This is a genomic window from Streptomyces flaveolus (assembly GCF_000716535.1).
In the GTDB taxonomy this organism is placed as follows: domain Bacteria; phylum Actinomycetota; class Actinomycetes; order Streptomycetales; family Streptomycetaceae; genus Streptomyces; species Streptomyces flaveolus_A.
The window spans coordinates 116665-134767 of sequence record NZ_JNWV01000016.1; the positions used below are offsets into that span (position 1 = coordinate 116665).

The 18103-nt window shown below is 72.8% G+C and carries 15 protein-coding genes; 11 read left to right on the forward strand and 4 right to left on the reverse strand.

Features of this window, described 5'->3' with window-relative positions:
- The 3 genes from OO52_RS18220 (at position 1) to OO52_RS18230 (ending at position 3293) form a co-directional block, all read left to right on the forward strand.
- The gene (locus OO52_RS18220; RefSeq protein WP_030648353.1) at positions 1 to 1062 is read left to right on the forward strand and encodes an aspartate-semialdehyde dehydrogenase; all 1062 of its coding nucleotides are present in this window, start codon (positions 1 to 3) and stop codon (positions 1060 to 1062) included.
- Positions 1063 to 1389: 327 nt separating this feature from the next.
- Positions 1390 to 2070, forward strand: a complete 681-nt coding sequence (locus tag OO52_RS18225; protein WP_078629588.1) for a SigE family RNA polymerase sigma factor — start codon at positions 1390 to 1392, stop codon at positions 2068 to 2070.
- Between the two features lie 143 nt (positions 2071 to 2213).
- Complete coding sequence (locus tag OO52_RS18230; protein WP_030648361.1) at positions 2214 to 3293, forward strand: hypothetical protein; 1080 nt, start codon at positions 2214 to 2216, stop codon at positions 3291 to 3293.
- Positions 3294 to 3415: 122 nt separating this feature from the next.
- Here OO52_RS18230 and OO52_RS18235 read toward each other — a convergent pair whose 3' ends face one another.
- Together OO52_RS18235 and OO52_RS18240 are read right to left on the reverse strand one after the other, a co-directional pair.
- Positions 3416 to 4207, reverse strand: a complete 792-nt coding sequence (locus OO52_RS18235) for an SURF1 family protein (RefSeq protein WP_196944764.1) — start codon at positions 4205 to 4207, stop codon at positions 3416 to 3418.
- A gap of 43 nt (positions 4208 to 4250) precedes the next feature.
- The gene (locus OO52_RS18240; RefSeq protein ID WP_030648367.1) at positions 4251 to 5030 is read right to left on the reverse strand and encodes a class I SAM-dependent methyltransferase; all 780 of its coding nucleotides are present in this window, start codon (positions 5028 to 5030) and stop codon (positions 4251 to 4253) included.
- A gap of 158 nt (positions 5031 to 5188) precedes the next feature.
- Here OO52_RS18240 and OO52_RS18245 point away from each other — a divergent pair, with 158 nt between their 5' ends.
- Positions 5189 to 7015, forward strand: a complete 1827-nt coding sequence (locus OO52_RS18245; protein ID WP_234339606.1) for a S9 family peptidase — start codon at positions 5189 to 5191, stop codon at positions 7013 to 7015.
- Positions 7016 to 7017: 2 nt separating this feature from the next.
- Here the strand turns inward: OO52_RS18245 and OO52_RS18250 are convergent, their stop codons facing one another.
- A complete protein-coding gene (locus OO52_RS18250; protein ID WP_030648372.1) occupies positions 7018 to 8859 on the reverse strand; it encodes an NAD(P)-binding protein in 1842 nt (613 codons plus the stop codon).
- Between the two features lie 158 nt (positions 8860 to 9017).
- Here OO52_RS18250 and OO52_RS18255 point away from each other — a divergent pair, with 158 nt between their 5' ends.
- Together OO52_RS18255 and OO52_RS18260 are read left to right on the forward strand one after the other, a co-directional pair.
- Positions 9018 to 10028, forward strand: coding sequence for a permease (locus OO52_RS18255; protein ID WP_030648374.1), 1011 nt, complete (start codon positions 9018 to 9020; stop codon positions 10026 to 10028).
- A complete protein-coding gene (locus OO52_RS18260; RefSeq protein ID WP_030648377.1) occupies positions 10025 to 10729 on the forward strand; it encodes a TIGR03943 family putative permease subunit in 705 nt (234 codons plus the stop codon). The genes OO52_RS18255 and OO52_RS18260 overlap by 4 nt, the downstream gene beginning before the upstream one ends.
- A gap of 11 nt (positions 10730 to 10740) precedes the next feature.
- Here OO52_RS18260 and OO52_RS18265 read toward each other — a convergent pair whose 3' ends face one another.
- The gene (locus OO52_RS18265) at positions 10741 to 12807 is read right to left on the reverse strand and encodes an NAD(+) synthase (RefSeq protein WP_030648380.1); all 2067 of its coding nucleotides are present in this window, start codon (positions 12805 to 12807) and stop codon (positions 10741 to 10743) included.
- Positions 12808 to 12899: 92 nt separating this feature from the next.
- Here OO52_RS18265 and OO52_RS18270 point away from each other — a divergent pair, with 92 nt between their 5' ends.
- The 5 genes from OO52_RS18270 to OO52_RS18295 all read left to right on the forward strand — a co-directional run bounded on the left by OO52_RS18270 (position 12900) and on the right by OO52_RS18295 (position 18057).
- Positions 12900 to 13271 (forward strand): hypothetical protein, encoded by a 372-nt coding sequence (locus OO52_RS18270; protein WP_078876866.1) that lies wholly within the window; start codon positions 12900 to 12902, stop codon positions 13269 to 13271.
- Between the two features lie 257 nt (positions 13272 to 13528).
- Positions 13529 to 13618, forward strand: coding sequence for a K(+)-transporting ATPase subunit F (kdpF, locus tag OO52_RS46535; RefSeq protein WP_037629700.1), 90 nt, complete (start codon positions 13529 to 13531; stop codon positions 13616 to 13618).
- 7 nt (positions 13619 to 13625) lie between these two features.
- The gene (gene kdpA, locus OO52_RS18285) at positions 13626 to 15287 is read left to right on the forward strand and encodes a potassium-transporting ATPase subunit KdpA (protein ID WP_030648387.1); all 1662 of its coding nucleotides are present in this window, start codon (positions 13626 to 13628) and stop codon (positions 15285 to 15287) included.
- Between the two features lie 32 nt (positions 15288 to 15319).
- Positions 15320 to 17419, forward strand: coding sequence for a potassium-transporting ATPase subunit KdpB (gene kdpB / locus OO52_RS18290; protein ID WP_037629729.1), 2100 nt, complete (start codon positions 15320 to 15322; stop codon positions 17417 to 17419).
- 5 nt (positions 17420 to 17424) lie between these two features.
- Entirely contained in the window at positions 17425 to 18057 is a 633-nt protein-coding gene (locus tag OO52_RS18295) for a potassium-transporting ATPase subunit C (RefSeq protein WP_030648389.1), read from the forward strand.
- Positions 18058 to 18103: the final 46 nt, after the last annotated feature.

Sequence of the window (18103 nt, forward strand, 5' to 3'; positions counted from 1 at the left end):
ATGACCGGCAAGCCGACGCTCGCGGTCGTGGGAGCGACCGGAGCCGTCGGCACGGTCATGCTCCAGATCCTGTCCCAGCGCGCGGACGTCTGGGGCGAGATCCGTCTGATCGCCTCCCCTCGCTCGGCCGGCCGCAAGCTGGCCGTGCGCGGGGAGGAGGTCGAGGTGGTGGCCCTGACGGAGGACGCCTTCGCCGGGGTCGACATCGCGCTGTTCGACGTCCCGGACGAGGTCGCCGCCGAGTGGGCGCCGGTCGCCGCCGCGCGCGGCGCGGTCGTCGTCGACAACTCCGGCGCCTTCCGCATGGACCCGGACGTGCCGCTCGTCGTGCCCGAGATCAACGCGCACGCCGTACGGTCCCGGCCGCGCGGGATCGTCGCCAACCCCAACTGCACGACCCTGACGATGATCGTCGCCCTGGGCGCGCTGCACGCCGAGTTCGGGCTGCGCGAGCTGGTGGTGTCGTCGTACCAGGCGGTGAGCGGGGCCGGGCGGGCCGGCGTGGAGACGCTGCGGGCCCAGCTCTCCCTGGTGGCCGGTACCGAGCTGGGCACCAAGCCCGGGGACGTGCGGCGGGCCGTCGGGGACGACACCGGGCCGTTCCCGGAGCCGGTCGCGCTGAACGTCGTGCCGTGGGCCGGGTCGCTGCGGGAGGACGGCTGGTCGTCGGAGGAGATGAAGGTCCGCGACGAGTCCCGGAAGATCCTCGGCCTGCCGGCGCTGCCGGTCGCCGTGACCTGTGTCCGGGTGCCGGTGATCACCACGCACTCGCTGACCGTCCACGCCCGTTTCCAGCGGGAGGTCGGCGTCGACGGCGCCCGCGAGATCCTCGCGACGGCGCCGGGCGTGGTGCTGTGCGACGACCCGGCCGCCGGTGAGTTCCCCACCCCCGCCGACGTGGTGGGCACCGATCCGACCTGGGTGGGCCGGGTGCGCCGGGCCCTGGACGACCCGACCGCGCTGGAACTCTTCGTGTGCGGCGACAACCTGCGCAAGGGTGCCGCGCTGAACTGCGCACAGATCGCGGAGCTGCTCGCGGCGGAGTTTTCCGGCCACGCGTAGCCGTTGAACTTTGTAGGATCTGTGTAAGCACTGTGGCCGGGAGCATGGTCCAAATCTCTTGAACCACCCCTCTCGACGACGGAGGATTTCTCTCCCCGTCTTCCGCAACCGTACGGAAGGCGGGGAGCGTCTTTGCGGTCACCCTTGCGGGACCGGGGACGTGATGATCCTGGCGTGGGGACGCCGTGATCGGGGCGTGGGGGCGCCCGTTCAAATGGGACATAAGGGAAGAGCGGGACGCATGACGGCACTTGAGGTACCGCCGGTTGTCGCACATGTGACGCCCGGCACGTACAACCCCCGAGGGGGGAAGCGTGTCCAACAGGCGTGGCAGAGGTACTCGAACTCAGTGTGGCCCGCGGCGGTACGGCCCTGCGGCCTCGCGCGGCGCTCCGGCCCCGCCCGCCCGGCGGCATGCCGGTGATCGCGCCCATGCCCGCAGCGCGGCCCGCCCGCATACCCAGTCAGCGTGACGGCGCCGAGGAATCCGCGGGTGCCGTGGCGACCGAGGCCGCCGGCACGACCGTCGACCACCTCACCGAGACCTACCGGGCGCACTACCGCTCGCTGCTCGGCCTCGCCGCGCTCCTCCTCGACGACACCGCCTCCTGCGAGGACGTCGTCCAGGAGGCCTTCATCCGCGTCCACTCGGCCCGCAAGCGCGTCCGCGACCCCGAGAAGACCCTCGCCTACCTGCGGCAGACGGTCGTCAACCTCTCCCGCTCCACGCTGCGCCGGCGCATCCTGGGCCTGAAGCTGCTCTCCAAGCCGATGCCCGACATGGCGAGCGCGGAAGAGGGCGCCTACGACCAGTTGGAGCGCCGCGACCTCATCAAGGCGATGAAGGGGCTCCAGCGGCGCCAGCGCGAGGTGCTCGTGCTGCGTTACTTCGCGGACATGACCGAGGCTCAGGTCGCCGAGACGCTCGGCATATCCCTGGGCTCGGTCAAGGCCTACGGCTCGCGGGGCATCGCCGCGCTACGGGTGGCCATGGGGACACCGGCATGAGCGACCACTCCGAAGGGGGCGCTTCCCATGACGGTCACTCCCATGAGCGCCACTCCCACGAACGTCATGAGCCCTACGCCTGGCACGAGCCGACGGAACGCAACGGGCAACAGCACACGCCATCGCACGCTGGGAACGGAACTGTGAACCACGGCCCCGACGACAAGGGCCCGGAGAGGCTCGACGGAGTCCACAGCCTGGACGGACCCGACTCCGACGAACTGGCCCTGCGCCGGCTGCTGCACTCGGCGGTCGACGACCTCGAACCGCGCACCGGCACCCTGGACCACCTGCGCCGGGCCGTCCCCGCGCGCCGCGCCCGCAAGCGGCAGGCCGTGGTCGGCATGGCCGCGGCGGCCCTGTTCATGGGCACCGCGATCCCCGCCCTCGTGCACGTCTCCCAGGCCGGCGGATCTGACCCCAACACCGCGATGGCCGGCCAGTCCTCCCAGGCCCAGGGCGGCACCGGGGAGGGCAAGGACAAGGGCACCGGCAAGGGCGGCCCGAAGGACGCCGGCACTACGACCGTCGCGCCCGGCAAGGAGTCCGGCCGGCCCGACGACAAGGGCACGAAGCCCGGCAACGCCGGCGGCACCACCGCAGGCGCCGACCCTTCCGCCACGGCGGCTTCGGGCGTCCCGCTCTGTACGGCGACCCAGCTCGGCTCCGCCACCGGCAGCGCGAACGCGCCCGACACCGCGGGGGTCGTCTACGGCACCTTCCGCGTCACCAACATCTCCGGCACCGCCTGCGCGGTCGCCGGCGCGGGCAGCATCACGCCCACCGCCCAGGGCGCCGCCGATCCGGCCAAGGTCCTCAGCGCCCGGCATGCGGCCGGGGACGCGGCGACGGCCCTGCCCGACCCGACCCAGGAGGTCGCCGGGCTGGTGCTCCAGCCGGGCGCGGCGTACGAGGAGAAGTTCGCCTTCGTCCCCTCGGAGACCTGCCCCACCACCGGCGGCGACAGCGGTCCGGGCGACCCCGACCCGACCGGCCCGACGCCCGATCCGTCGCCCAGCCAGGAGGTGGGTGCCTCCGGCGCCACGACCGACAGCACCGGCTCGGAGGGCACGACCCCGCAACTCGCCACCGAGGACGGCCCGGCCGACGGCAGCGTCACGGTGACCCACACGGCACAGGGGGGTTCGCCGACGGCGACGGCCGTGGTGTCCGGGGCGTGCGCGGGGACCGTCTACTACACCGGGCTGCTCCCGGGCGCCTGACGCTCCGCTGTCAGAAGGGGCGCGTCGACGCCGTTCCTCCGGGGAAGCGTGCGCGCCCGCGGGTCCGCGTGGCTGGTCGCCCAGCTCCCCGCGCCCCTTCGGGGGCGCGGGTCGGGCGGGGGTCAGCCGCTCGGCACCGGCTCCCGGTCCGCCTCCTCCGCCACCAGGCCCAGCGCGGCGTCCCGTTGGAACTCCAGCTCCCGGCGCAGCAAGCGGAACCACATGAAGACCACGAAGCCCGCGAAGACGAACCACTCGCCGGTGTAACCGAGGTTCTGGAACGCCTTGAGGTCCAGCCCCGTACCACCCGGCGCGGTCGCGGGCACGGCCTTCATCCCGGCGTCGCCCTTGTCGAGGGTGACCCAGGCGTCGTACAGCCGGTACGGCACCAGGTTCACCAGCGACGCCGAGCTGATCGCCGAGGTCTGCCCGGCAGGGAGCCCGCCCTGCGCGCTGACCCCGTTGTCCCCCGGGGTCTCGGGTGCCTGCAACGCACCGGTGACGGTGACCTCGCCACGGGGCGGCGCGGGCGCCTTCGCCGCGTCCGCCGTACCCGGCAGCCACCCCCGCACCACCGGCAGCGCCTTGCCGGAACCGGTGCGCAGCAGGGTCAGGACGTAGAAGCCGCGCTTGCCGTCCAGCTCCCGTCCGGGCACCAGCAACTGCTCCCCGTACCGCCCGCTCGCCGTGACCCGCCGCCCCGACGTGCTCTTGTCCACGGGCAGCAGCGAGTCCAGCGGGCGCGCGGCCTCGCCCCGGTCGGAGGCGGCCTGCTCGGTGGCGGCGCGATGGTCCTGCACCCGCCCCTCGAACCGGCTCAGCTGCCACGACCCCATGAAGACGCAGAAGGGGATGGCGAGCAGCACGAAGACGTTGATGCCCCACCAGCGGGGTGTCAGCAGAAACCGGTACACGCCCTCCACGGTACGGCGCCCGGGCCCGTGCCTCGGCCTCGGGTCAGCTCTTGCTCGCCCTCAGGGAGTAGATCAGCGGGATCCGCGGGTGGTCCGCCGGGAACCGGTGGTAGCCGTCGCGCACCTCGAAGTTCTCGAAGCGCGGGAAGAGCGACACGTCGTGCTCGTGCAGGAATTCGATGCGCAGGCCCGCCGCGGCGAGCGCGGAGACCACGTCCCCGAGGGGGTGCTGCCACTCCACGCTGCGGTTGTGGACGGTGACGGCGTCCAGGTCGGCGTAGGTCCCCGGTTCGTTCCACACCTGTGCGTCCCGGGTGAAGTAGTCGCGCACGATCCGGGTGCCGGTCTCGTCGTCCAGGGTCTCGGTGATCGGGTGGAACTCGGCGAGGTAGAGGAACCCGCCGGGCGCGACGAGGGAGGCGGCCGTCTCCGCCCAGCGCCTGAGGTCCGGCAGCCAGCACAGGGCGCCCAGCCCGGTGTACACGATGTCGTACGACGGCTCGGGCACGGCCCCGGCCGCGTCGTACACGTCGCTGGTGACGAAGGCGGCCCGGTCGGGGCCGTAGCCGAGGTCGGCGGCGAGGGCGCGGGCCGCCTCGACCGCGGGTGCGGAGAAGTCCAGGCCGACGACGCGGGCGGCGCCGCGGTGGACCCAGGAGAGCGTGTCGGTGCCGATGTGGCACTGCAGGTGCAGCAGCGTCTTCCCGGTGACGTCCCCGACCTCGGCCCGCTCGAAGTCCCGCAGGTCGTCCCGGCGGGTGCGGAAGCCGTCGAGGTCGTAGAAGGTCCCGGCGACATGCAGGGGGACCCGCTCGTCCCACATGGCCCGGTTGTCCTCGCGCCAGCCCTCGGGGACGGACGGGGACGACGGTCCCCCGGGTGTGGACGCGGAAGTGGCGGAAACGCTCATGGCGCGGAAGTTATCCACAGGCTGGGCACACCCGCCACCCAATTGTCGGCGCGGCCAGGCACTATGGGCGCATGACTGGGGCCATGAACGAGAGCAGTACGCCGGACACGCAGCACACACCGGACATGCCGGACTGGGAGAAGCGCTTCCGGGCGCCGCGGGTGTCGCTGCCCGACTGGGCGGAGGACGCGCCGGACCGCGCCCTGTTCGTGTCGAACGCGACGGGGACGTACGAGCTGTACGCCTGGGACAGAGCGACGGGCGAGCAGCGGCAGGCCACGGCCCGGCCGAACGGCACGACGGACGGCGTGCTCTCCCCGGACGGCGCCTGGATCTGGTGGTTCGACGACAAGGACGGCGACGAGTTCGGCATCTGGCGCCGCCAGCCCTTCACGGGCGGCCCGGACGAGCCGGCCGTGCCCGGCCTCGACCCGTCCTACCCGGCCGGCCTGGCCCTGTCCCGCGACGGCCGCACGGCGGTCGTCGGCCGCTCCACGGACGAGGAGGGTACGACGATCCACCTGGCCCGCGAGGGCGCGGACCCGGTGGAGATCTACCGCCACCGCGAGTCGGCGGGCGTCGGCGACCTCTCGCACGACGGCTCCCTGATCGCCGTCGAGCACACCGAGCACGGCGACGCCATGCACGCGGCCCTGCGGGTGCTCCGCCCGGACGGCACGACGGTCGCCGAGCTGGACGACACCAAGGGCGGCACCGAGGAGCTGGGCCTGGAGGTGCTGGGCTTCGCCCCGGTCGACGGCGACACCCGGCTGCTCATCGGGCACCAGCGCCGGGGCCGCTGGGAACCGCTGGTGTGGGACGTGGCCACGGGCGAGGAGACCGACCTGGCCCTGGACCTGCAGGGTGACGTCAGCGCCGAGTGGTACCCGGACGGCTCGGCCCTGCTCGTCGTCCACGGCTTCGAGGCCCGCAGCGAGCTGTTCCGGTACGACGTGACGACCCGCGAGCTGACCCGCATCCCCACCCCGCCCGGCACGGTCTCCGGCGCGACCGCCCGCCCCGACGGCAGCGTGGAGTACCTGTGGTCGTCGGCCGCCGAGCCGCCGGCGGTCCGCTCCACGGCCGGCGGTGTGGTGCTGGACCCCCCGGGCATGGCGTGCCCGGCGTCGGTGCCGGTGGAGGACGTGTGGGTGGAGGGCCCCGGCGGCCGCATCCACGCGCTGATCCAGAAGCCGGCGGGCGCCACGGGCCCCCTCCCCACCGTCTTCGACCTGCACGGCGGCCCGACCTGGCACGACAGCGACTCCTTCGCGGCGGGCCCGGCCGCCTGGATCGACCACGGCTACGCGGTGGTCCGCATCAACTACCGCGGCTCCACCGGCTACGGCCGCGCCTGGACGGACGCCCTCAAGCACCGGGTGGGCCTGATCGAGCTGGAGGACGTGGCGGCGGTGCGCGACTGGGCGGTCTCCTCCGGTCTCGCCGATCCCTCCCGCCTGATCCTCACCGGCGCCTCCTGGGGCGGCTATCTGACCCTGCTCGGCGTCGGCACCCAGCCGGAGGCCTGGGCGCTGGGCATCGCGGTGGTGCCGGTCGCGGACTACGTCACCGCGTACCACGACGAGATGGAGTCCCTGAAGGCCATGGACCGCACCCTGCTGGGCGGCACCCCGGAGGAGGTCCCGGAGCGCTTCGAGGCGTCCTCCCCGCTGACCTACGTCGACCAGGTCAAGGCCCCGGTCTACATCTCGGCGGGCGTCAACGACCCGCGCTGCCCGATCCGCCAGATCGACAACTACGTCAAGAGACTGGAGACCCGGGGCGCGGTCCACGAGGTGTACCGGTACGACGCGGGACACGGGTCGCTGGTGGTGGACGAGCGGATCAAGCAGGTGAGGCTGGAACTGGAGTTCGCGGCACGGCACCTGCCGGCCTAGGGTCAGCGCAGCTCCGCGAGCCCTCGACGGGTGGCGGCGACCACCACCCGGTCGCCCTTCTCCAGCACGTGCGAGGAAGAGGTGTCGGCGCGGCCCAGCAGCGCCAGCACCCGCCAGGACCCGGCCCGGAAGGCCTCCCGCACGGTCCGGCCCTCCAGTTGGGGATGCCCGTCCACGTCCACCGCGGCGAACAGCAGCACCCTCCGCTCGACGGCGACGGCCCCGAGCACCTGCCGCCCCAGCATGGCCCCGGCGAACGCGGGGGCGGCCAGGTGGGTGACGCTCCGGCTCCGGGTCAGCGCCTGCGGGTAGGCGGTGCGGAGGGTGCGGTACACGGCGGTGGCGAAGTCGTCGTCGTACAGCCGCAGCACCACACGCAGATCGGGCCGTACGGACCGCGCGTAGAGCACGGCCTCCAGGTTGGTGGTGTCGGAGCTGGTCACCGCGAGCAGGGCCTGGGCCCGTTGGATCTGGGCGGCCTCCAGGACGCCCTCCTGGGTGACGTCCCCGAGCACCACCGGCACCCGCAGCCGGCGGGCGGTGGCCAGGCCCCGCGCCTCCGGGTCGGACTCGACGCACACCACGGGGATGCCCAGTTCCCGCAGCCGGGTCAGCACCCGGGTGCCGATCTTTCCGAGCCCGAGCAGGACCACGTGTCCGCTCAGGCCGCGCGGCGGCTTGCGCAGGGCGGAGGCGGTGCGGAAGGTGCCGAACGCTTCCAGCGCGGCGGCCAGCAGCACCGGCAGCAGCAGCAACCCGACGAATGCGGAGAGGAGTTGGAGGAGCTGGCGGCCCAAGGGCTCCCTGAGGGCGGGGTCGTCGATCGCGAACAGGTCGAGCAGGGTGATGTAGAACGCGCGCAGCGGATGGATGCCGGTGACCACCCGCAGGGCGACGGCGAGGCCGACCACGCAGCCGACGAGCACGGCCAGGGACCAGCGCAGCCGCCGGGAGAAGAGGGAGCCGAGCGGCGGTACCCCGGTCATCGCGCGGCGGGCGGGAGCGGCGGTCTCGGTGCCGGCCCCGGCGGAGACGTGCTCCAGCACCACGGCCTGCCGTCCGGTGGCCTGCCGGACCTCCTCGTCGTCGGGGAGCAGCCGGGGCTGCTGTTCCACGGCGCCGAACGGGCCGTCGGTGCCGGCCGGGTCGCCGCCCGAGAGCAGGGCGAGGGTGAGCAGCCCGGTCTCGGTGCCGGGACCGTCCCCGGACAGCGGCCGTTCCACGGCGCGCAGCAGCAGGCCCTCCGTCTGTACGACCCTGCTGGTGCCGGCGACGGCGGTGGCGGCCAGCGCGGGTGCGGCGGTGTCGGCGTCGGACAGCACGGTGGTGGAGGCCTCGACGGCGGCGCCCGGACCGCCGTCGTCCCCGGCGGCCAACGCGGCCGCCTGGTCGAGGAGTTCCTCGATGTGCTGGCCCAACCGCCGGTTGTAGAGCCGCAGGACGAGCCGCAGCCGGGGGTTGAGCCGGCGGGCGGTCAGGGCGGCCCGGATGTTGGTCTCGTCGTCGTCGTACACGAGGGCCAGCGCGGCGGCCCGGGCCACCCCGGCCTCGGCGAGCACCGCCTCGCTCAACTCGGCGGCCTCCAGCACCACCTCGCCCTCGGGGCGCCCGCCGGGGGGCGCGGCGGCGGGCTGCCCGGCCGTGCCGGTCCGGCCGACCGTGCCCACGGCGGCGCTGACCACGCGGTCGAACAGCGCGGCCGACGCGGACCGGGCGCGGCCGACCACCGGGGGCCGGACGGTGCGCTCGTTCGGCGGCACGACGAGGGTGACCTGCTCGCCGTAGACCCCGCGCAACTCGGCGGCCAGCCGGTGCGCGAGCCCGTCGTCACCGCACACCACCATGTGCGCCGGCGGGGACCCCGGCCCCCCTTGATACGGAACGCTCGCCACAAGGGGAAAGAGTGCACCAAGGAGTTGAGTGGTTCCAGCAACGGCCTGAACGTCCGCGCCGGAGACCGCGTAGGGAAGGGGAGGGAGAGCAGCAGCCGGAGGGAACCGCCGTGGCCATCACCGAAGACGCCCCGCCCGCCACGGACACGGCCGGTGCCGGGCCTCCGCGCGGCCGGCGGCTCAGCTCCCCGCTGGCGCTCACCCTGACGCTCGTGCTGGCCGTGCTCGCCCAGTCCCCGATCCGCGGCGCCCTCGGCACTCCGCTGATGCAGAGCTGGATGACGGTGTTCGTGGCGGTGACCGTCCAGGCGCTGCCCTTCCTCGTGCTGGGCGTGCTGCTGTCGGCGGCGATCGCGGTGTTCGTCCCGGCGTCCTTCTTCGCGCGCGCCCTGCCGCGCCGGCCCGCCCTGGCCGTGCCGGTGGCGGGGGTCGCGGGCGCGGTGCTGCCGGGCTGCGAGTGCGCGTCGGTGCCGGTGGCGGGCGCCCTGGTCCGCCGGGGCGTGACCCCCGCCGCCGCCCTGGCCTTCCTGCTCTCCGCGCCCGCGATCAACCCGGTGGTGCTGACCGCCACCGCCGTCGCCTTCCCCGGGCACCCGGAGATGGTCCTGGCCCGGTTCCTGGCGAGCCTGCTGGTGGCCTGCGCGATGGGCTGGCTGTGGCAGCGGCTGGGCCGGACCGACTGGCTGCGCCCCCCGGCCCACGGCGCGCACGAGGGCGCGACCAAGGGGGAGGCGTTCTGGGGCGCGGTCCGGCACGACGTCATGCACGCGGGCGGATTCCTCGTGCTCGGGGCGACGGCCGCGGCCACGCTGAAGGCGGCGGTCCCGGCGGACTGGCTGCGCGCGGCCGCCGGCACCCCGCTGGTCTCGGTGCTCGCCCTCGCCGTGCTCGCCGTCCTGCTGTCCATCTGCTCGGAGGCGGACGCGTTCGTCGCCGCCTCCCTCACCCAGTTCTCCCCGACGGCCAAGCTGGTGTTCCTGGTGGTGGGCCCGATGATCGACCTCAAGCTGTTCGCGATGCAGGCCGGCACCTTCGGCCGTGCCTTCGCGCTCCGGTTCGCGCCCGCCACCTTCGCGCTGGCCGTCGCGGGCGCCGTACTGACCGGGACGGTGCTGCTGTGAACCGCCAGGCCCAGGCGGCCGTCCTCTTCCTGCTCGGCGGCGCGCTGCTGCACGCGGGCGCCACCGACCTGTACCTGCGGTACGTCAAGGCGGGCCTGCGCCCGCTGCTGCTGGCCTCGGGCGCGGTGCTGATCGCGGCGGCCCTGGCGACGGCCTGGTACGAGCGCCGACGCGACCGGGAGCGGCACCCGCACCCCGAGCCGCGCGTCGCCTGGCTGCTCCTGCTGCCGCTCCTCGCCCTGATCCTGATCGCCCCGCCGGCCCTCGGTTCCTACAGCGCCCTGCGCTCCGGCACGGCCCTGCAGAAGCCGTACGGCTACGGCCCGTTGCCCGCCGGCGACCCGGTGCCGCTCTCCGTCGTCGACTACGCCTCCCGCGCGGCCTACGGCCACGGCCGCTCCCTGCACGGCCGTGCCGTCCGGGTCACCGGCTTCCTCGCCCTGGACCACGCGGGCCGGCCCTACCTGGTCCGCATGGCCCTCAACTGCTGTGCCGCGGACGCCCAGCCGGTGAAGATCGCGCTGACCGGGGCGCTGCCGCCGGTCCTCCGCCCGGACGCCTGGCTGGAGGTGACGGGCACGTACGCCCCCGGGCTCACCCACGACCCGGTGAACGACGGCCCCGTCCCCTACCTGAAGGTCACCTCCACCCGCCCGGTCACGGCACCGCGCGACCCGTACGACGAGACCTGGAACACCTGAGCCGCGCCCGGCTACCGCTCGGCCGTCGCGCTGTCGAAGTCGAAACGGGCGAGGTCCCTGAGCCACGCCTCCGCGTTGCCGTCGGACGGGGCCCGCCAGTCGCCGCGCGGGGAGAGGGAGCCGCCCGCCGACACCTTCGGGCCGTTCGGCATGGCCGAGCGCTTGAACTGGGAGAACGCGAAGAACCGGCGGCAGAACACCTCCAGCCAGTGCCGGATCTCCCGCAGGTCGTACGCCACCCGCTTGGCCTCGGGGAAGTTCGGCGGCCAGGCGCCGGACTTCGCGTCGTGCCAGGCGTGACAGGCCAGGAAGGCGATCTTCGAGGGCCGGAAGCCGTAGCGCAGCACCTGGAAGAGGGTGAAGTCGTGCAGCGCGTACGGGCCGATCTTCGACTCGGTGGACTGCATCTCCTCGCCCGGCACCAGCTCGGGGCTGATCTCGGTGTCCAGGATCGCGGCCAGGATCCGGCCGGTCTCCTCGTCGAACTGGCCGCTGGTGATCACCCAGCGGATCAGGTGCTGGATGAAGGTCTTCGGCACCCCGGAGTTGACGTTGTAGTGGCTCATCTGGTCGCCGACGCCGTACGTGGACCAGCCGAGCGCCAGCTCGGAGAGGTCGCCGGTGCCGAGGACGATGCCGCCGCGCTGGTTGGCCAGCCGGAACAGGTAGTCGGTGCGCAGGCCGGCCTGCACGTTCTCGAAGGTGACGTCGTACACCGGCTCGCCGGAGGCGAACGGGTGGCCGATCTCCTTCAGCATCAGCCGCGCGGTCGGCGTGATGTCCAGCTCGGCCGCGGTGACGCCGAGCGCCCGCATCAGCCTGTGGGCGTTGTCCTTGGTGTGGTCGCTGGTCGCGAAGCCGGGCAGGGTGAAGGCCAGGATGTCGCTGCGCGGGCGGCCCGCCCGGTCCATCGCCCGGGCGGCGACGATCAGGGCGTGGGTGGAGTCCAGACCACCGGACACGCCGATGACGACCTTCGGCCCGCCGATCGCCGCGAGCCGCTGCTGGAGCCCGGCGACCTGGATGTTGTAGGCCTCGTAGCAGTCCAGGGCGAGCCGCTCGGGGTCGGCGGGCACGAACGGGAAGCGCTCCACCCGCCGGCGCAGCCCGAGGTCGGTGAGCGGCGGGTCCAGCTCGAAGGAGACCGTCCGGAAGTCCCCGGTCCGGGCTGCGTGGGCCCGGCGGTTGTCGTCGAAGGTGCCCATCCGGTGCCGCTCCTGCCGCAGCAGGTCGAGGTCCACGTCGGCGACGGCGTACTGGTCGCCGAGGGGGAAGCGGTCGGTCTCGGCGAGCAGCACCCCGTTCTCGTAGATCATGGTCTGCCCGTCCCAGGACAGGTCGGTGGTCGACTCGCCGAGGCCGGCCGCCGCGTAGACGTACGCGGCGAGGCAGCGGGAGGACGCCGAGCGGCACAGCAGCTTGCGGTCCTCGGCCCGGCCGACCGTGATCGGGCTGCCCGAGAGGTTCACCAGCACGGTCGCCCCGGCGAGGGCGGCCTCCGCGCTCGGCGGCACCGGCACCCACATGTCCTCGCAGATCTCGGTGTGCAGCACGAGCCCCGGCACGTCCTCGGCCGCGAACAGCAGGTCCACCCCGAACGGCACCTCGGCGCCCGCGACCCGGATGGTCCCGCCCCGCTCGTCGTGCCCGTCGGCGATCTGCCGGCGCTCGTAGAACTCGCGGTAGGTCGGCGGGTACGACTTCGGTACGACGCCGAGGATCCGGCCGCGGTGCACGATCACCGCGCAGTTGTAGATCCGGTGGCGGTGGCGCAGCGGGGCGCCGACGATCAGCACCGGCAGCAGCTCCGCCGACCCGGCCACGATCGTCCGGAGCGCCGCCTCGACCTGGTCGAGCAGCGCGTCCTGGAGCAGCAGGTCCTCGATCGAGTAGCCGGTCAGGCCCAGCTCGGGGAAGACGGCGACGGCGACGCCCTCGTCCGCGCAACCGCGCGCCAGGCGCAGGACCGCCTCGGCGTTGGCCCGCGGGTCGGCGATGACGGTGTGGCCGGTGCACGCGGCGACGCGCGCGAAGCCGTGGCTGTAGAGCGACCAGAAGTTCAACGGGGCTTCCTTCATGTCTGGAAGCCTAGATCCCGGCCGCGCCGGGTCACTCGGGCACACCGGTCCGCCGGTACCCGGGCCCGGTACGCCGGGGTACTCGGGCGCACCTGAGCACGTTCGCCCTGGCCGGTGCCGGCGCGGACCGGGAGGCTGGGGGCAGGCTGGGCTGGGACCAGCGGCGGGACGTGCACCCGGACGGCTCGACGACCGGCCCGTACGAGGCCTGGCAGGTGATCGGGCTGGTGCTGACGCTGCTGGTGCCGGTGTACTGGGCCGTGTCCCGGGGGCACAGCGCGGGCGCGGTCCCCGGCACCACGGCCGGGCTGACGGCCGCGGCCCGGTACGACTGGTCGGACGACGCCGGCGTCCTCTTCGTGATCGGCGTGGGCCTGGTCACGACCGGCGGCCTCGCCGGGACCGCCGCCGTCTCCGGCGTGATCGCCATGGCCGGGCGGGGCGTGCGTCGCACCGCGTCCTGACCGGCCCCGCCCCAGGGGTGCGGGGCGGGTGAGGGGTGGTGCGGGCCGGGGGCGTAAGAGTCGCGTCAAGGCCGTGCGGGCGGCCGTAAGAGGGCCGTCAACGGGTGGCGTGTTCCGGCCGGACCGGCGTTTTCCTCGAAGCGTCCGTTCCCGCCGAACCTCACTCAGGAGTCCGCGATGGCCGACCTGGCCTTCGTCCTCACCGTGCTCGCCGCGTTCGCGCTGGTGGCTCTCGTCGCCAAGGGGGTGACGAAGCTGTGACCGCCGAGACCGTCGTCGGCCTGGTCGTCGCCGTCGCCCTGCTGGGCTATCTCGTCCTCGCCCTGGTCTTCCCGGAGAGGTTCTGAGCGCCCCATGGGTCCCGTAACGGCAGGCGTGCTCCAGTTGCTCGCCCTGATCGGCGCGCTGGCGCTCGCCTACGTCCCCTTCGGCAATCACATGGCCCGGGTCTACTCCTCGCCGCGGCACCTGCGCGTGGAGAGATGGATCTACAAGGGCATCGGTGCCGACCCCGACGCCGGGATGACCTGGCCCGCGTACCTGCGCGCGGTCCTCGCCTTCTCGGCCGTCGGCGTCCTCTTCCTCTACCTGCTCCAGCGGCTCCAGGGCGTGCTGCCCGGCTCGCTCGGCTTCTCCTCCGTCGACCCGGCGCAGTCGTTCAACACGGCCGTGTCGTTCGTGACCAACACCAACTGGCAGTCGTACTACGGCGAGCAGACGATGGGGCACGTCGTGCAGACCGCCGGTCTGGCCGTGCAGAACTTCGTCTCTGCGGCCGTGGGCATGGCCGTGGCCGTGGCCCTCGTGCGGGGCTTCGCCCGGTCGCGCACCGGTGAACTCGGCAACTTCTGGTCCGACCTGGTGCGCGGCACGCTGCGGATCCTGGTGCCGGTCGCCGCCGTCGCCGCGGTGGTCCTGGTCGCCTGCGGGGCGATCCAGAACTTCTCCGGCATCCACGAGGTCGGGCAGTTCATGGGCGGCTCCCAGCAGTGGAACGGCGGCGCGGTCGCCTCGCAGGAGGCCATCAAGGAGCTGGGCACCAACGGCGGCGGCTACTTCAACGCCAACTCCGCCCACCCCTTCGAGAACCCCACCCCGTTCACCAACCTCTTCGAGATCTTCCTCATCCTGGTCATCCCGTTCTCGCTGACCCGCACCTTCGGCGTGCTGGTCGGCTCGGTGCGGCAGGGGTACGCGATCCTCGGCACGATGGCCGCCATCTGGCTCGGCTTCACCGCCCTGATGATGGGGACCGAGTTCGCCCACCACGGCCCGGCGCTCCAGGCCGCGGGCGGGGCGCTGGAGGGCAAGGAGGTCCGCTTCGGGGTCGGGGGCTCCTCGATCTTCGCCGTGGCCACGACGCTCACCTCGACCGGTGCGGTGGACTCCTTCCACTCCTCCTTCACCGGCCTCGGCGGCGGCATCACCATGCTCAGCATGATGCTGGGCGAGATCGCGCCCGGCGGCACCGGCTCCGGTCTCTACGGCATCCTGATCCTGGCGGTCATCGCGGTGTTCCTCGCCGGCCTGATGGTCGGCCGTACGCCCGAGTACCTGGGCAAGAAGATCGGCGCCCGGGAGATGAAGCTCGCCGCCGCCTACATCCTCGTCACACCGGCCCTGGTGCTCGTCTTCACGGCCGCCTCCATGGCGCTGCCGACCCCGCCGCACTCGATGCTCAACTCCGGCGCGCACGGCTTCTCCGAGGTGCTGTACGCCTTCACCTCCGCCGCCAACAACAACGGCTCGGCCTTCGCCGGGCTGAACGCGAACACCGACTGGTTCAACACCATGACCGGGCTCGCCATGCTGTTCGGCCGCTTCCTGCCCATCGTCTTCGTCCTGGCGCTGGCCGGCTCGCTCGCGGGGCAGCGGCCGGTGCCGGTCACCGCGGGCACCCTGCGCACCGAGAAACCGCTGTTCACCGGCCTGCTGGTGGGCGCGATCCTGATCATCACCGGTCTCACGTACTTCCCGGCCCTGGCGCTGGGGCCGCTCGCGGAAGGGCTCGCGTGATGACCACCCGCACAGAGAAGTCAGAGGACTCCATGTCCACAGTCACACCCACCAGGGCGCCGCACAGTGACGTGCCCACCGGCCACAAGCCCACCGAGGGCCGTGTCGGCGGCGGTCTCTTCGACCCCAAGGCACTGATCAAGTCGCTGCCGGAGGCGTTCCGCAAACTGGACCCGCGGGTGATGGTCAAGTCGCCCGTGATGTTCGTGGTGTGGATCGGCTCCGTGCTCACCACGGTGTTCTCCTTCACGGACCCGGGCGACTGGTTCGGCTGGACCATCAGCGCCTGGCTGTGGCTGACCGTGCTCTTCGCCAACCTGGCGGAGGCCGTCGCCGAGGGCCGGGGCAAGGCGCAGGCCGACACCCTGCGCAAGGCCAAGACCGACACGGTCGCGCGGCGGATCGCCGGGGACCGTGAGGAGCGGGTGCCCGGCACCGACCTGCGGATCGGCGACCTGGTGGTCTGCGAGGCCGGTGACGTGATCCCCGGGGACGGCGACGTCGTCGAGGGTGTCGCGTCGGTGGACGAGTCGGCGATCACCGGCGAGTCCGCGCCCGTCATCCGCGAGTCCGGCGGCGACCGCAGCGCCGTCACGGGCGGTACGAAGGTGCTGTCCGACCGGATCGTCATCAGGATCACGACGAAGCCGGGCGAGACCTTCATCGACCGGATGATCGGCCTGGTCGAGGGCGCCGCCCGGCAGAAGACGCCCAACGAGATCGCCCTCAACATCCTCCTGGCGTCACTGACGATCGTCTTCCTGCTCGCGTGCGCCACGCTGCCGCCGTTCGCCGACTACGCGGGCACCCACCTGACGTTGGTCGTGCTGGTCGCCCTGCTGGTCTGCCTGATCCCGACCACCATCGGCGCCCTGCTCTCCGCGATCGGCATCGCGGGCATGGACCGGCTGGTGCAGCGCAATGTGCTGGCCATGTCGGGCCGTGCGGTCGAGGCGGCGGGCGACGTGTCGACGCTACTGCTCGACAAGACGGGCACCATCACGCTCGGCAACCGGCAGGCCGCCGAGTTGGTGCCGGTGCGCGGGACGACGGAGGCCGAGGTCGCCGACGCGGCCCAGCTGTCGTCGCTGGCGGACGAGACCCCCGAGGGCCGCTCGATCGTCGTGCTGGCGAAGGAGAGGTACGGGCTGCGGGAGCGCCACCAGGGCGAGTTGGCGCACGCCGAGTGGATCGCCTTCACCGCCCAGACCCGCATGTCGGGTGTGGACGTCGACGGCCGGAAGGTCCGCAAGGGTGCCACGGCCTCGGTCATCGCCTGGGTCGAGGAGCAGGGCGGCACGGTCGCCGAGGACGCCGGGGCGACGGCCGAGCGGATCTCCGCGGCGGGCGGCACCCCCCTGCTGGTCGCCGTACAGGACGACAAGGGCGCCCGTATGCTCGGCGTCATCCACCTCAAGGACGTCGTCAAGCACGGCATGCGGGAACGGTTCGAGGAACTGCGCCGCATGGGCATCAAGACCGTCATGATCACGGGCGACAACCCGCTCACCGCGAAGGCCATCGCCGAGGAGGCAGGCGTGGACGACTTCCTCGCCGAGGCCACCCCCGAGGACAAGATGGCCCTCATCAAGCGGGAGCAGGCCGGCGGCAAGCTGGTCGCGATGACCGGCGACGGCACGAACGACGCGCCGGCCCTCGCCCAGGCGGACGTCGGCGTGGCGATGAACACGGGTACGTCGGCCGCGAAGGAGGCCGGCAACATGGTCGACCTCGACTCCGACCCGACCAAACTGATCGAGATCGTGGAGATCGGCAAGCAGTTGCTGATCACGCGGGGCGCGCTGACCACGTTCTCCATCGCCAACGACGTCGCGAAGTACTTCGCGATCATCCCGGCGCTCTTCGCGGCGGTCTACCCGGGCCTGGACAAGCTGAACATCATGCGGCTGTCCTCGCCCGACTCCGCGATCCTGTCGGCCGTCGTCTTCAACGCGCTGATCATCGTCGTGCTGGTGCCGCTGTCGCTGAGGGGCGTGCGGTACCGGCCGATGAGCGCGGACCGGATGCTCCGGCGCAACCTCGCCGTCTACGGCGTCGGCGGACTGATCGCGCCCTTCGCCGGCATCAAGATCATCGACCTGATCATCTCTCTGATCCCCGGGATCCGGTGAAGGACATGAACCACTCCTTTGCGTACACCGCGCGGTTGCTCGGCGCGGGACTGCGGGCCCTGCTGGTGCTGACCGTGCTCACCGGCATCCTCTATCCGCTGGCGGTCACCGGTGTCGCCCAGGCGCTGTTCACGCACCAGGCGAACGGCTCCGAGATCACGGCGGACGGCAAGGTCGTCGGCTCGTCCCTGATCGGCCAACAGGGCTACAGCCTCAAGTACTTCCAGCCCCGCCCCGCCAACGGACTCGGACAGAACTCGATCAACACGCGGTACAAGCTGATCCTCTCCGGCGCGACCAACCTCGCCGCGGACAGCAAGGTGCTCCTGAAGCAGGTCGAGGACGCCAAGGCCGCCGTGGTGCGGGACAACTCGGTCCCCGGCCACCCGGTGAGGCCCTCCCAGGTCCCCGCCGACGCCGTCACCTCCTCCGGCTCCGGCCTGGACCCGGACATCTCCCCGGCCTACGCCCAACTCCAGGTCCGCCGGGTCGCCGCCCGCAACCACCTGCCCGTCCCCCAGGTCGAGCAACTGGTCAGGGCCCACACGACCGGCCGCACCCTCGGCTTCATCGGGGAGCCCCGGGTGAACGTCCTGGAACTGAACATCGCGCTCAAGGGGCTGATGGCGAAAAGCTGACGGGGGCGGCGACTCCGAGGCCCTGACTCGACGGCCGCGGAGCGAT

Excerpts from the sequence above, each read along its gene's own strand:
- OO52_RS18220 (WP_030648353.1), top strand. The coding sequence starts at position 1 with ATGACCGGCAAGCCGACGCTCGCGGTCGTGGGAGCGACCGGAGCCGTC.
- OO52_RS18240 (WP_030648367.1), bottom strand. The coding sequence starts at position 5,030 with ATGTGGGACGAGCGGGTCCCCCTGCATGTCGCCGGGACCTTCTACGAC.
- OO52_RS18245 (WP_234339606.1), top strand. The coding sequence starts at position 5,189 with ATGACTGGGGCCATGAACGAGAGCAGTACGCCGGACACGCAGCACACA.
- OO52_RS18250 (WP_030648372.1), bottom strand. The coding sequence starts at position 8,859 with ATGGTGGTGTGCGGTGACGACGGGCTCGCGCACCGGCTGGCCGCCGAG.
- OO52_RS18265 (WP_030648380.1), bottom strand. The coding sequence starts at position 12,807 with ATGAAGGAAGCCCCGTTGAACTTCTGGTCGCTCTACAGCCACGGCTTC.
- kdpA (WP_030648387.1), top strand. The coding sequence starts at position 13,626 with ATGGGTCCCGTAACGGCAGGCGTGCTCCAGTTGCTCGCCCTGATCGGC.
- kdpB (WP_037629729.1), top strand. The coding sequence starts at position 15,320 with ATGTCCACAGTCACACCCACCAGGGCGCCGCACAGTGACGTGCCCACC.
- OO52_RS18295 (WP_030648389.1), top strand. The coding sequence starts at position 17,425 with ATGAACCACTCCTTTGCGTACACCGCGCGGTTGCTCGGCGCGGGACTG.